The following is a 13,725-nucleotide window of genomic DNA, read 5'->3' on the forward strand; positions in this document are numbered from 1 at the left end:
TAGACTCGCCGGGTGAGTTCGCAAGCGTGGATCCTGATCGCCGCGATCGCCGCCGTCCTGTTGGTGGCGCTGGTCGCGGGTTTCGTTCTGTACAAGCGACGCCAGATTTCGCTGGCTCCGCCCGAGCCGGACAAGGAGTTGACGGACCGCTCCGGTGGTTACACCGCGTCCGGGGGATTCAACTTCAGCCAGGGCGGCTCGACGGCGACACTGACCGAACCCGAGCCCGTCCCGGAGCGCACCGATACCGACGGCCAACCGCACGTCGGCGACGACGCCGCGATCCCGCGTGACGCCCCGCGCCGCGGCATCACCGATGTTCCGCTGCCCGAGGGCGATGTCGTCGTCGACGAGACCGTGGTGGTCCCCGACGACGCGTCCGCCCTCGACACCGCCGCACCGGCCGAGCCCGACACCGAGTCCGCGCCTTCTGGCACTGCCCCTACGCGGGAAGCGCCCACCGGCACCGCGCCGACCGAGGCCGTGCCCGGTGAAGCGCCGACCGAGACTCCCTCCGCACCGGCCCCGGCCGAGGTCGACCCGGTCACCACCGAGATCGAAGAGATCGACCCCACCACGGGCCGTCTGGTCCGCCTGCGCGGCCGTTTGTCTCGCTCCCAGAACGCCGTCGGCAAGAGCCTGCTCGGCCTGCTCGGCGGCGGCGACCTCGACGAGGATTCGTGGGAGGAGATCGAAGACACCCTGGTGCTGGCCGATATCGGCACCGCGAGTACCGCGAAGATCGTCGAACGCCTGCGCGAAGAGATGGCCTCGCGCAGCGTGCGCACTCCCGAGCAGGCCCGCGCCGCCCTGCGTGACGTGCTCGTCGAGGCGCTGCGCCCCGACCTCGACCGTTCCATCCACGCCCTCCCGCACGGCGACAAGCCCGCGATCCTGCTCGTGGTCGGCGTCAACGGCACCGGTAAGACCACCACCACCGGCAAACTGGCCCGCGTGCTCGTCGCCGACGGTCGGCGCGTGCTGCTCGGCGCCGCCGACACCTTCCGCGCCGCCGCCGCCGATCAGCTGCAGACCTGGGGCGAACGGGTGGGCGCCGAGACCGTGCGCGGTAAAGAGGCCGCCGACCCGGCCGCCGTCGCCTTCGACGCGGTCACCGCGGGTATCGACCGCGGCGTCGACGCGGTCCTTATCGACACTGCGGGCCGCCTGCACACCAAGACCGGCCTGATGGACGAGCTGGGCAAGGTCAAGCGGGTCGTGGAGAAGAAGGGCGAGGTCGACGAGGTGCTGTTGGTCCTCGACGCGACCGTCGGCCAGAACGGCCTGATGCAGGCGCGGGTGTTCGCCGACGTCGTCGATATCTCCGGCGTGGTCCTCACCAAGCTCGACGGCACCGCCAAGGGCGGCATCGTGTTCCAGGTGCAGCACGAGCTCGGTGTGCCGGTGAAACTCGTCGGCCTCGGTGAGGGCGCCGACGACCTGGCGCCCTTCGAGCCCGGCGCGTTCGTCGACGCCCTGCTCGGGGGCGCCGCGTAGCGGTTTCGTCGATGCCCGTCCGATCCAGCGATCGGGCGGGCATCGCTGCTTTTCGGGGGCTGACATCACGGTTTCCGGGCAACGGCGGCGCGGCGAATCGCCGCGCGAACTCGCGGCGAATCGCACATCCGTACCGATCTCACCGTGAGCTGACAGGCTCATGCCAACCACACGAAACGTGGATGCAACACAACAGCGCTATCCGTTCACTCAGGTGAAACACCACAGCTCAACGGATGAAACACCGAGTGGCGACCCTTCTGTACAGGTCCTTTTGCCGTCATCGGCAGGGCCCGAGATGAGGAGGAACACAAGGTGGCATTTCCACTGATCGGCGCACCGGACGCCGGTGACACCGCCTGGATGCTGGCGTCGGCGGCCCTGGTGCTGTTGATGACGCCGGGTCTGGCGTTCTTCTACGGCGGTATGGTCCGTGGCAAGAACGTGCTGAACATGATCATGATGAGCGTCTCCGCGATGGGCCTGATCACCATCCTGTGGTGTCTATACGGCTTCTCGATGGCGTTCGGCGAGGACAAGGGCAAGCTGGTCGGTGATCCGTTCCAGTACTTCGGCCTCAAGGGCGTCCTGGGCGGCGACTACCTAGCGACTACCGACCCCGCGGCCCCCGCCGCCATCCCGCTGTTCGGCACGATCCCGCTCTCGGTGTTCGTCGCCTTCCAGCTCATGTTCGCGATCATCACGGTCGCACTCATCTCGGGCGCGGTCGCCGACCGCTTGAAGTTCGGGTCGTGGCTCGTATTTGCCGGAATCTGGGCCACGGTCGTCTACTTCCCCGTCGCGCACTGGGTGTTCGCCTTCAGCGGCTACACCGGTGAGAACGGCGGCTGGATCGCCAACAACCTCAAGGCGATCGACTTCGCCGGTGGTACCGCGGTCCACATCAACGCCGGTGCCGCCGGTCTGGTGCTCTGCCTGATCCTGGGCAAGCGCAAGGGCTGGCCGAAGACGCCGTTCCGTCCGCACAACCTGCCGTTCGTGATGCTCGGCGCCGGTCTGCTGTGGTTCGGCTGGTACGGCTTCAACGCGGGTTCGGCGCTGAGCGCCAACGGTGTCGCGGGTGCCACCTTCCTCACCACCACGATCGCCACCGCCGCCGCGATGATGGCCTGGCTGCTCGTGGAGAAGATCCGCGACGGTCACCCGACCTCGCTCGGCGCTGCCTCGGGCATCGTCGCCGGTCTGGTCGCCATCACCCCGGCCTGTTCCTCGGTCAACGTGGTCGGCGCCCTGGCTGTCGGCGTCGTCTCCGGTGCGCTGTGCGCCCTGGCTGTCGGCCTGAAGTTCCGCTTCGGCTTCGACGACTCGCTCGACGTCGTCGGCGTCCACCTCGTCGGTGGTCTGGTCGGCACGCTGATCGTCGGACTCGTCGCTACCAGCGAAGCTCCCGCAGGCGTCGATGGACTGTTCTACGGTGGTGGAGTCGAGCAGTTGAAGCTGCAGGCTGTCGGTGCCTTCGCCGTTCTCGCCTACTCGCTGGTCGCCACGGCCGTCATCGCGTACGCGATCAAGTTCACGATCGGCCTGCGCGCCAGTGAAGAGTCCGAGGCTGCGGGCCTCGACGAAGCCGAGCACGCGGAAACCGCATACGATTTCGCTGCTGTGGGTGGCACGGCACGCACGCTCGTCAAGGAGGCATGACGAACATGAAACTGGTTACGGCAATCGTCAAACCGTTCACGCTCGAAGATGTGAAGACCGGGCTGGAACAGGCAGGCGTGCTCGGCATGACCGTCAGCGAAGTCCAGGGATACGGCCGGCAGAAGGGCCACACCGAGGTGTACCGCGGTGCTGAGTACTCGGTGGATTTCGTTCCCAAGGTCCGGGTCGAGGTCGTCGTCGACGATGCGTCGGTCGAGAAGGTAGTCGAGGTGATCGTGGAGGCCTCGCGTACCGGCAAGATCGGTGACGGCAAGGTGTGGGTGACCCCGGTGGACACCATCATCCGCGTCCGTACCGGCGAACGCGGAACCGACGCACTGTAATTCGGTCAGTCACGCACGAGGAATCGATCGAGCGGCGGCCCCGCTCCCACCGGTGAGAACTCTCCGGTCGGGGCGGGGCCGCCCGCATGAAATGGTGGTGTGGGCTGTGGCACAGCGGAACGGCGGTATTCAGAACAACGGCGCGGCGGATCTGGTCAAGGCCAGGGCGCAGCTGCTCGACGGAGCGGGCACCCGCAATCCACGGCTCGATCCGGAATCGCTGCGCGAGGCCCTGGTCGACCTGTTCGAACTGTGGCTCACCAGCAAGGGCAACGAACTCGGCATCACCGCCGACAGCGGCCTGTCGGTCGTGGCGGTCGGCGGTCTCGGGCGCCGCGAGATGCTGCCGTACTCCGATCTCGACCTCGTGCTGCTGCACGACGACGTCGACCCGAAGGTGGTCTCCGAGGTCGCCGATCAACTCTGGTATCCCCTGTGGGACGCCCACATCAAGCTCGACCACAGCGTGCGCACCGTGCCGCAGGCGTTGCGGGTGGCCGCAGACGACATGATCGCCGGGCTCGGCCTGCTGGAAGCTCGCCACATCGTCGGCGACCAAGACCTCAGCAATCTGCTCATCGGCGGGGTACGCCGGGAATGGCGCACCGGCATCAGGTCCCGCTTCGACGATCTCATCGCCCAGACCACCGCACGCTGGCAGCGCAGCGGCGAGATCGCCCACCGCGCCGAGCCCGATCTCAAGAACGGTCGCGGCGGCCTGCGCGATATCCAGCTGCTCGACGCGCTCTCGATCGCCCAGTTGACCGACGCCATGCCGGGATTGGGCCCCGAGGTCCCCGGCGGCGGCCTGAAACAGGCACATCGGCGACTCCTCGACGTGCGCACCGAACTGCACCGGGTCGCCGGTCGGGCCCGCGATCAGCTGCGCGCCCAGGACGCCGACGAGATCGGCGCCGCGCTGCGCATCGGTGACCGTTTCGACCTCGCCCGGACATTGACCGATTCGGCGCGTACGGTGAGCTATTCGTGCGACGTCGGTCTGCGCACGGCCGCCAACGCGCTACCGCGACGCGGCCTGGCCAGACTGCGTCGGATGCCGGTGCGCCGACCACTCGATGAGGGGGTGGTCGAGCACTCCGGCGAGGTGGTGCTGGCCAGAGACGCCCGCCCGCAGCGCGATCCCGGGCTGATCCTGCGGGTGGCCGCGGCGTCGGCGCAGACCGGGCTGCCGATGTCGGCGACCACGCTCAACCGCCTGTCCGAGGACGCGCCGGAACTGCGCGAACCGTGGCCAAAGGACGCGCTCAACGATCTGCTCGTGCTGCTCGGCGCGGGCCGAGGCAGCATCGACGCGGTCGAGGCACTCGATCGAACGGGCTTGTGGGGCAGGCTGTTTCCCGAATGGGGCGCGGTCCGCGATCTCCCGCCGCGCGATGCGATGCACACCTGGACCGTCGATCGGCACCTGATGGAGACCGTCGCCTTCGCGAGCAGCCTGAGCACCAGGGTCGCCCGGCCCGACCTGCTCGCGCTCGGCGCGCTGCTGCACGACATCGGCAAGGGGCGCCAGGGCGACCACAGCATCGTCGGCGCCGAACTGGCCACGCATATCGGCCGCAGGCTCGGAATGTGGCCCTCGGACGTGCGCACGCTCAGCGCGATCGTGCGCCACCACCTGTTGCTGCCCGACACCGCTACCCGGCGCGACCTCGACGATCCGGCCACCGTGCAGCACGTCGCCGACGCGCTCGGTGGCGACGTCGGCCTGCTCGAACTGCTGCACGCGCTGGCCGAAGCCGATTCGATGGCTACCGGCCCCGGCGTCTGGGGTGACTGGAAGGCCTCGCTGATCGGGGAACTGGTGCGCCGCTGCCGACTCGTCATGGCGGGCGAGCCACTGCCGCAACCGGAACCGATCGACCCGGAGCTGTTGGACAAGGCCGGATCGGGCGGCGTACACGTCACTCTCGCGCCCGGCGACGGCAAGCACACCTTCGTGGTGACGGTGATCGCCCCCGACGAACCCGGCCTGCTCTCCGATGCCGCCGGTGTCCTGGCGCTGCACGCGCTGCGCGTGCTCTCGGCCTCGCTGGGCAGTGCGGGGGATTCGGCGATCAACACCTTCGTGGTGATGCCGAAGTTCGGCGACCCGCCGGACGCGGGTCTGCTGCGTCAGGAACTCATCCGAGCCACCACCGGCGCGCTGAACCTGCCCGAGGTGCTGGCCAAGCGCGAAGCCGAGGCAGTCGGGACAGGGCCGGGTCGCTACGCGCGTGCTGCCCCGCGACTGATCTGGTCACCGGTCAGCACGCCGGGACAGGTGATCCTCGAACTGCGCGCCGACGACCGGATCGGTTTGCTGAGCAGACTGGCCGGTGCCTTCGCCGCGACGGGAGCCAACGTCCGGTGGGCCAAGGTGGTCACGATGGGCTCGGCCGTGGTCGACGCCTTCTGCCTCGATCTGGGCGACACCGACAGCCCAGCCCTGCGCGCCCGCATCGAAAAGGCCGTCCTCGAGGTGGTTCCGCGGCCCGCTCCCGCCCCGCCGCCGACCGAAACAACCGACATCGACTGACACCGCAAGGACACGGTTTACTCACTGATTGCTATCAGGTTGCTACACGGCGTCCTCGCGGCCCGATAAGTCGATATGGGACCTATAACATTCCCCTGGTCCGGCTGTCACTCGTACGAGGGGAGCTGATCCGTGGCTATCGAAGTCGTTTCCGCGTCAATGATGACCAGCGACGCGACCGCGCACATCGCGCGTTGCGTCGGTGGTGACCTGTGGGTGGTTTCGTGGTTGCCGGGTCGCACCCTCAGTGGTGCGCAGGCGTTAGCCGCGATGACCATCGCCTCGACCGGCGCCCACCACGCCGACAGCGCCGATTCCGAATGGCTTCGGATCGAGGCGCTCTCACGGGAACTCGGCCTCACCGGCAGAGAAGCGGTGTACCTGGTGGACATCGAATCGCACGAGTTGCGCCGCACGGCGCCACCGCACGTGCAACATACCGAATAACCTCCATTACCCTGGGAGGGCAATAGACGTCCGACTTCGGTCAGACGACCTGAGACCCTTTCAGATCAGGAGCGCGATCGGTGTTCGAATCCCTGTCCGACCGGCTTACCGGTGCACTGCAGGATCTGCGCGGTAAGGGGCGTCTGTCACCGGCCGACATCGACGCCACCGCGCGCGAGATCCGCCTCGCACTCCTCGAGGCCGACGTCGCGCTGCCCGTGGTGCGCGGCTTCATCGCCAACGTCAAAGAACGCGCCAAGGGCGCGGAGGTCTCCGGCGCGCTCAATCCCGCGCAGCAGGTCGTCAAGATCGTCAACGAGGAACTCGTCGCGATCCTCGGTGGCGAGACCCGTCGCCTCAACCTCGCCAAGAACCCGCCGACGGTCATCATGCTGGCCGGTCTGCAGGGTGCGGGTAAGACCACGCTCGCGGGCAAGCTGGCCAAATGGCTCAAGGGTCAGGGGCACCAGCCGTTGCTGGTGGCCTGTGACCTCCAGCGTCCCGGCGCGGTCACCCAGCTGCAGGTCGTCGGTGAGCGCGCGGGCGTGCCCGTGTTCGCCCCGCACGGCGGCACCTCCATCGGTGGCGGCGATAACCCGCTCGGGATCACCGCGGCCGACCCGGTCGCCGTCGCCGCGGCCGGTATCGAAGAGGCCAAGGCCAAGCAGTACGACGTGGTGATCGTCGATACCGCCGGTCGCCTCGGTATCGACGCCGAGCTGATGCGCCAGGCCGCGGGCATCCGCGACGCCGTGCAGCCGGACGAGACGCTGTTCGTGCTCGACGCGATGATCGGTCAGGACGCGGTCAGCACCGCCGAAGCCTTCCGCGACGGTGTCGGGTTCACCGGCGTCGTGCTCACCAAGCTCGACGGTGACGCCCGCGGTGGTGCGGCGCTGTCGGTGCGCAACGTCACCGGTGCGCCGATCATGTTCGCCTCCACCGGTGAGAAGCTCGAGGACTTCGACGTCTTCCATCCCGACCGGATGGCCTCGCGCATCCTCGGCATGGGCGATGTGCTCACCCTCATCGAGCAGGCCGAACAGGTCTACGACGCCGAGCAGGCCGAGGAGACCGCGCGCAAGATCGGCAGCGGCGAACTCACCCTCGAGGACTTCCTCGACCAGATGCTGGCCATCCGCAAGATGGGCCCGATCGGCAACCTGCTCGGGATGCTGCCGGGCGCCGGTCAGATGAAGGACGCGCTGGCCGCGGTCGACGACAAGCAGCTCGACCGGGTGCAGGCGATCATCCGGGGCATGACTCGCGCCGAGCGGGACAACCCGAAGATCATCAATGCCTCGCGGCGCCTGCGCATCGCCAATGGTTCCGGGGTGCAGGTCTCCGAGGTCAACCAGCTCGTCGACCGGTTCTTCGAAGCCAAGAAGATGATGGCGATGATGGGTCGGCAGATGGGGATGCCGGGAGCTCGCCGCGGCAACAACAAAAAGGGCGGTAAGAAGGGCAAGAAGGGCGGGCGTGGGCCCACTCAGCCGAAGATGCGCGGTGGGTTCCCCGGAATGCCCGCCGGGATGCCGGGCTTGCCGCCGGGCATGGATCTGTCGAACATGCCGCCCGGTCTCGACCAGTTGCCGCCCGGCCTGGAGGGGATCGACTTGTCCCAGCTGAAGTTCCCCAAGAACTGAGTCGTTCGCACTGAAAAGCCGTGGTAGGTGATCGATCACCTACCACGGCTTTCTCATGCGCTCAGATCACGCCGGGGATCAATGCTTTGCGGGTGGTGGGGTAGTCGGCGAACTTCTCCCGGTACCACCGGTGGGTGGCGAAGGCGCGTGGCACCAGGTTGCCCGCGGTGATCAAGAAGATCACGACGCCGGCCAGTGACCAGGTGAGCAGGGCGAATCCGGCCCAGGCGATCAGTTCGCCGAGGTAGGCCGGGCTGCTGACGAAGCGGAAGCCCGCGCCGTGCGGGATCCGGTACTCGGCGGCGCCGGGATTGTTCTTGTCCCGCAGATTGCGCACGATCGCCTCGGACCGCACCAGCAGTCCGAATCCGCACAGGTATACGAGCAGCCCGATCAGAAAGCGCGGATCGGTGAGCCAGGCGGTGCCGTACTGATTCTTGTAGTCGTTGCTGAAGAACGCGCCGTTGAGGTAGCCGTGCAGCGCCGTCACGAACACGCCCGCCGCGACCACCGAGACATTGAAACTGCTCGTCTTGCCCGGCACCTGCCGGATGGAGAGCGGGAAGAACCAGCCACGGTTGCCGTAGTGCAGCAACCAGATGGCGGCCAGCACCAGCGGCACCGGTTCGAAGCGATCGGGGCCGCTGAGGTAGAACACCGCGAACACGACGGTCGCGGGCAGTTCCATCAGCCACCAGCCCAGCTTGGGGTTGAGATTGAAGCCGACCTTGTTCGAGGCGAAGCGGCCGTAGGGGCTCTGCGCGAACAGTCCGCCGACGATCACGAACGCGGCGAAGCCGAAGGCGATGGTCAGCACGGTGTCGTAGGTGGTGTTCCCGGTGTACCAGTCCATCGAGATCCTCTTGTCCAACAGGCGCCGTGCACGATCGCCGACGCAAAACTAGAACACGTTCTATCATGGATCGCGCAGGGGAAGCGTGAGTATGGAGGACGTACATGCCGTTGGATCGGACCGCCGAGGACTTGCTCGCGGCTGTGCAGGCGTCACCGCGTGCCGTGGCCGCGCACGACAAGACCGCCTGGGTCGGGCTGTTCGCCGAGCAGGCCGCGGTGCACGACCCGTACGGCTCGCGTGAGCACATCGGCCCCGACGCCATCTCGCGCTTCTACAACGTCTTCATCGCGCCGAACTCCATCGCCTTCCGCATCGACCGCGACCTCGTCGCCGGATACACGGTGGTGCGTGACCTACACATCGAGACCACGATGTCGACTGGCGCCACCGTCACCGTGCCGATGCATCTGCGCTACGACCTGGTCGGCACCGACGGCGGCTGGCGGATCGCCCGGCTCGCCGCGCACTGGGAGCTGGGGGTGATGATCGCGCGACTGCTGCGCACGGGGCCGTCCGGATTGCTCGCGGGCGCGAAGCTCGGACCGCAACTCGTCGCCGAGCTCGGAGTCGGCGGTGCGATGGGGATGATGCGAGCCCTGCGCGGTGTGGGCGGGTCCGGCAAGCGCCTCGTCCGCCGACTGTTCGCCGCGGCCGCATCCGGCGACTCGGGTGGCGTGCGGGCGTTGCTCGATGAGCGGACGGTGATCGAACTGCCCGTCGGGCACCAGATCTCGGTGACGGAATTCTCCGAACTCGCGCGAGACATGGAGTGGGACAAGATGATTGCCGCGGGTCGCACTGTCAGTGTGAGCGTGAAAGTCGGTGCGTCGCGAGGGGTGGCCTTCGTCGATTTCGCGCCGGATCGTCCGCGCATCACCGCCGTACGAGTCTTTCTCGACGGCGATCCTTCGGACGACTGATTATTCGCCCGGAGGGTGCCGAGCCGGGCGCCCGGCTCGGCCGCGATCGGCGGTGCCTCGGCGCGTGTGCGTGTGCTGATCGTGCGCGGTAGGTTCGGTCTCAGACCGACGACTGGAGGTTCGTGTGCATCTGCGTGGTGTGGTTCTCCCCGACGACCGGGAACGCGACCTCTGGGTCGTCGACGGCGTCGTGACGTTCGAGCCGATGCGCGGTGCCGAAACCCTGTGCAGCGCAGGGTGGATCGTTCCAGGTCTGGTCGACGCCCACTGTCATGTCGGGATCCGCTACGGCGGCGGGGACGAGACCCACGAGGGCGCGATCGAGCAGGCCGAGACCGAACGTGACGTGGGCGCGTTGCTGCTGCGTGACGCGGGCTCGCCGATCGACACCCGATTCATCGACGAGCACGCCGAGTTGCCGCGGATCATCCGCGCGGGCCGCCACATCGCCCGACCCAAGCGCTACATCCGCGAACTCGGCATCGAGCTCGACGACGAACGCGACCTGCCGGAGATCGTCGCCGAGCAGGCCCGCTTCGGCGACGGCTGGGTCAAGATCGTGGGGGACTGGATCGACCGCACCGTGGGCGACCTGCGGCCATTGTGGAGTGACGACATCCTGAAGCAGGCCATCGACGCGGCCCACGCGAACGGAGCCCGGGTCACCGCGCACGTGTTCGGCGAGGACGCGCTGCCCGGTCTGATCAACGCGGGCATCGACTGCCTCGAACACGGCACCGGCATCACCGACGACACCATCGAGCTGATGGTGGCCAACGGCACCGCCCTCGTCCCGACCCTGATCAACATCGACACCTTCCCCGGCATCGCCGACAGCGCCACGAAGTTCCCGGTCTACGCCGCCCACATGCGCGATCTGCACCGCCGCGTCCGCGACACCGTCGGCAAGGCCCACGAGGCGGGCGTGCCGATCTACGCGGGCACCGACGCCGGCGGTTCCATCCGGCACGGCCGCATCGCCGACGAGATCACCGCACTGTCCGGCGCGGGCATGTCACCCCACGACGCCCTCGGCGCCGCGTCCTGGAATGCCCGCACCTGGCTCGGTCGCCCCAGCATCGAAGAAGGTGCCCCGGCCGACTTCGTCGTCTACGCCGACGACCCCCGCGTGAATCCCCAGTCGCTCACCGACCCACAATGGGTTGTGCTGCGTGGCCTGGTGGTGAAGACCCCCGATCCGGTCACCGGCCACCGCTGAATCGGCGTTGCGCGGCGATAGCGGAGGCGGTTTCCGGCCGCAGCGGGTCGTCTGGCAGAATGAACCCTCGTCCTTCCTGGACAGTGTCAGCCCGTCTCCGGTTACGTACCGCGCGGCGGTCACGCACACATGCGCGAAACCGGACCTGCAGACCATGTGGGTCGCTGAATCGCGTGGTGACCAAACTACTGAAAGAAGACTGACCAGCATGGCTGTCAAGATCAGGCTCACCCGTCTCGGCAAGATCCGCAACCCGCAGTACCGCGTCGTCGTCGCCGACGCCCGTACTCGTCGTGACGGCCGGGCCATCGAGTCCATCGGCCTGTACCACCCGAAGGAAGAGCCTTCGCTGATCCAGATCGACGCCGAGCGCGTCGCGCACTGGCTGTCCGTCGGCGCGCAGCCGACCGAGTCGGTGCAGCGTCTGCTGGAGATCACCGGCGACTGGCAGAAGTTCAAGGGCCTGCCGGGTACCGAGGGCACCCTGAAGGTGAAGGCCGCGAAGACCTCCAAGCTCGACCTGTTCAACGCCGCGCTCGCCGCCGCTGACAACGCGCCGACCACCGAGGCCGTCACTCCGAAGAAGAAGGCCGCCAAGAAGGAAGAGGCCGTCGCTGAGGAAGCCGCCACCGAGGCTGCCGAGTAATGACTGCTGTTGTTGCCGATGCCGTCGAACATCTGGTTCGCGGCATCGTCGCCAATCCTGACGACGTCCGTGTCGAGCTGCTCACCGGCCGTCGTGGACGCACCGTCGAGGTGCACGTTCACCCTGAAGACCTGGGCAAGGTGATCGGGCGCGGTGGTCGTACCGCGACCGCGCTGCGCACCCTCGTCGCCGGCATCGGTGGCCGTGGGATCCGGGTCGACGTGGTCGATACCGACGCCTAGATGGAACTCGTCGTAGGTCGGGTCGCCAAGTCGCACGGCGTGCGCGGCGAACTCGTCGTCGATGTACGCACCGACGCGCCGGACGTCCGGTTCGCGCCGGGCGTCACGCTGCGCGGCAGGATGCCGAAGTCCTCGGCGACCCGTGACTACACCGTGAAGTCGGCCCGAGAGCACTCGGGCCGGCTTCTGGTGTACGTCGACGGAATCGACGACCGCACCGCCGCCGATGCCCTGCGCGGCACGTTGTTCGTCGTCGACAGCGATTCGCTGCCGCCGTCGGAGGACGACGACGCCTTCTACGACCACGAACTCGAAGGCCTTCGGGTCGAGTTCACCGACGGCACGCTCGTCGGCACGGTCACCGAGGTGCTGCATTCGGCCGCGGGCGAACTGCTGTCGGTGCGTTCCGCCGACGACGGCCGCGAACTTCTCATTCCCTTTGTCACCGCCATCGTGCCGACGGTCTCGCTCGCCGATGGACTGGTGGTCATCACACCGCCCGAGGGCCTGCTCGATCCGGAGTAATTCGTGCAACTCGACGTCGTCACGATCTTCCCGGAGTATCTCGAGCCGCTGCGCACCGCGCTGCTCGGGAAGGCCGTCGACAAGGGCCTGATCTCGGTCGGTGTGCACGACTTGCGCAACTGGACCCATGACGTGCACAAGTCGGTCGACGACTCGCCCTACGGCGGTGGTCCCGGCATGGTCATGAAGCCCACCGTCTGGGGCGATGCCTTGGACGAGGTGTGCCCCGACGACGCTCTGCTCGTCGTCCCCACTCCGGCCGGTGTGCCGTTCACCCAGGCCACCGCGCAGCGCTGGGCCACCGAGAAACACCTCGTCTTCGCCTGCGGGCGCTACGAGGGCATCGATCAGCGCGTGTTCGACGACGCCGCCCGCCGCGTCCGCGTCGAAGAGGTGAGCATCGGCGACTACGTCCTCATCGGCGGCGAGGCCGCGGTGCTCGTGATGACCGAGGCCGTGGTGCGGCTGATCCCTGGCGTGCTCGGCAATCAGCAGTCCCACCAGGAGGATTCGTTCTCCGACGGACTCCTCGAAGGTCCCAGCTACACCCGGCCGGTGTTGTGGCGCGGCCTCGACGTGCCCCCGATCCTGCTCTCGGGCGATCACGCCAAGGTAGCCGCGTGGCGCCACGAACAGTCACTGGAACGAACCGCGCAGCGTCGGCCCGATCTGCTGCCCTGACCTATCCCGCGATCACGCGGGTGGTGATACAGAACGGATGGCCTGCGGGGTCGAGCAACACCCGCCAGCGTGGATCCGGTTGTACCGGTGCGGGTTTCGCGCCGATCGCGAGAGCGTGCTGTTCGCACAGATCCAGATCGGCATCGGCGGCCAGGTCGAGGTGTACCGCGGCGGTTCCCGGCCACTGCGGCGGATAGTAGTCCGCCACGTGCTGTGCGGCGATTGTCAGTCCCGACGGGATCCGGATCCCGACGCTGTGCGCGTCGTTCCACAGGACACGGCCACCGAGCAGCCCGAGGTAGAAGCGGGCGAGGGACTCGGGGTCGTCACAGTCCAGTGAGAGGCCGGCCAGTTGAAAAGGCTCCGTCATCGGACCGACGGTACCGGGCTGGATGCGCCCCGAGATTGTTTTGTCCCAAAGACATTTGGGTATCCATCGCGGTCATTCGTTGTGTGAACGTCCAAAGTGAGGATTGCTGGTTCCATCCGGAATGGCTTCGGCCC

14 protein-coding genes are annotated in these 13,725 nt (G+C 67.7%); 12 read left to right on the forward strand and 2 right to left on the reverse strand.

All coding sequences use genetic code 11. The annotated features are described in order from the left end of the window. Positions 1–12: 12 nt before the first annotated feature. The 6 genes from ftsY to ffh all read left to right on the forward strand — a co-directional run bounded on the left by ftsY (position 13) and on the right by ffh (position 8,132). The gene (gene ftsY, locus IBJ82_RS01480) at positions 13–1,497 is read left to right on the forward strand and encodes a signal recognition particle-docking protein FtsY (RefSeq protein ID WP_194824153.1); all 1,485 of its coding nucleotides are present in this window, start codon (positions 13–15) and stop codon (positions 1,495–1,497) included. Between the two features lie 315 nt (positions 1,498–1,812). Then, positions 1,813–3,159: an ammonium transporter gene (locus IBJ82_RS01485; RefSeq protein WP_370585099.1), complete on the forward strand. Its 1,347-nt coding sequence runs from the start codon at positions 1,813–1,815 to the stop codon at positions 3,157–3,159. A gap of 5 nt (positions 3,160–3,164) precedes the next feature. Continuing rightward, positions 3,165–3,503, forward strand: coding sequence for a P-II family nitrogen regulator (locus tag IBJ82_RS01490; RefSeq protein ID WP_067493492.1), 339 nt, complete (start codon positions 3,165–3,167; stop codon positions 3,501–3,503). Positions 3,504–3,594: 91 nt separating this feature from the next. Continuing rightward, positions 3,595–6,039: a [protein-PII] uridylyltransferase gene (locus tag IBJ82_RS01495; RefSeq protein ID WP_194824154.1), complete on the forward strand. Its 2,445-nt coding sequence runs from the start codon at positions 3,595–3,597 to the stop codon at positions 6,037–6,039. Positions 6,040–6,171: 132 nt separating this feature from the next. Then, on the forward strand, positions 6,172–6,486 hold the full coding sequence (locus IBJ82_RS01500) for a hypothetical protein (RefSeq protein WP_235569337.1): 315 nt from the start codon (positions 6,172–6,174) through the stop codon (positions 6,484–6,486). Between the two features lie 80 nt (positions 6,487–6,566). Then, positions 6,567–8,132: a signal recognition particle protein gene (gene ffh, locus IBJ82_RS01505; RefSeq protein WP_194824155.1), complete on the forward strand. Its 1,566-nt coding sequence runs from the start codon at positions 6,567–6,569 to the stop codon at positions 8,130–8,132. Positions 8,133–8,193: 61 nt separating this feature from the next. On the opposite strand, the gene IBJ82_RS01510 is transcribed toward ffh, so the two are convergent. Continuing rightward, the gene (locus IBJ82_RS01510; protein ID WP_194824156.1) at positions 8,194–8,985 is read right to left on the reverse strand and encodes a 3-oxo-5-alpha-steroid 4-dehydrogenase; all 792 of its coding nucleotides are present in this window, start codon (positions 8,983–8,985) and stop codon (positions 8,194–8,196) included. Positions 8,986–9,089: 104 nt separating this feature from the next. On the opposite strand from IBJ82_RS01510, the gene IBJ82_RS01515 reads away from it, so the two are divergent. The 6 genes from IBJ82_RS01515 (at position 9,090) to trmD (ending at position 13,221) form a co-directional block, all read left to right on the forward strand. Next, entirely contained in the window at positions 9,090–9,908 is an 819-nt protein-coding gene (locus IBJ82_RS01515) for a nuclear transport factor 2 family protein (RefSeq protein WP_194824157.1), read from the forward strand. 124 nt (positions 9,909–10,032) lie between these two features. After that, positions 10,033–11,127, forward strand: a complete 1,095-nt coding sequence (locus IBJ82_RS01520; protein ID WP_194824158.1) for an amidohydrolase family protein — start codon at positions 10,033–10,035, stop codon at positions 11,125–11,127. A gap of 208 nt (positions 11,128–11,335) precedes the next feature. After that, positions 11,336–11,773 carry a 30S ribosomal protein S16 gene (rpsP, locus tag IBJ82_RS01525; protein ID WP_194824159.1) on the forward strand — a complete coding sequence of 146 codons (438 nt, stop codon included), beginning with the start codon at positions 11,336–11,338 and terminating at the stop codon, positions 11,771–11,773. Beyond that, positions 11,773–12,015, forward strand: a complete 243-nt coding sequence (locus IBJ82_RS01530; protein WP_056811833.1) for an RNA-binding protein — start codon at positions 11,773–11,775, stop codon at positions 12,013–12,015. Before rpsP ends, IBJ82_RS01530 begins: the two co-directional genes overlap by 1 nt. Next, entirely contained in the window at positions 12,016–12,540 is a 525-nt protein-coding gene (gene rimM / locus IBJ82_RS01535; RefSeq protein WP_194824160.1) for a ribosome maturation factor RimM, read from the forward strand. A gap of 3 nt (positions 12,541–12,543) precedes the next feature. Next, a complete protein-coding gene (trmD, locus tag IBJ82_RS01540; protein ID WP_194824161.1) occupies positions 12,544–13,221 on the forward strand; it encodes a tRNA (guanosine(37)-N1)-methyltransferase TrmD in 678 nt (225 codons plus the stop codon). Position 13,222: 1 nt separating this feature from the next. On the opposite strand, the gene IBJ82_RS01545 is transcribed toward trmD, so the two are convergent. Then, complete coding sequence (locus IBJ82_RS01545) at positions 13,223–13,591, reverse strand: VOC family protein (RefSeq protein ID WP_056811825.1); 369 nt, start codon at positions 13,589–13,591, stop codon at positions 13,223–13,225. Between the last annotated feature and the right edge of the window lie 134 nt (positions 13,592–13,725).

Source organism: Nocardia sp. XZ_19_231, assembly GCF_015355705.1.
In the GTDB taxonomy this organism is placed as follows: domain Bacteria; phylum Actinomycetota; class Actinomycetes; order Mycobacteriales; family Mycobacteriaceae; genus Nocardia; species Nocardia salmonicida.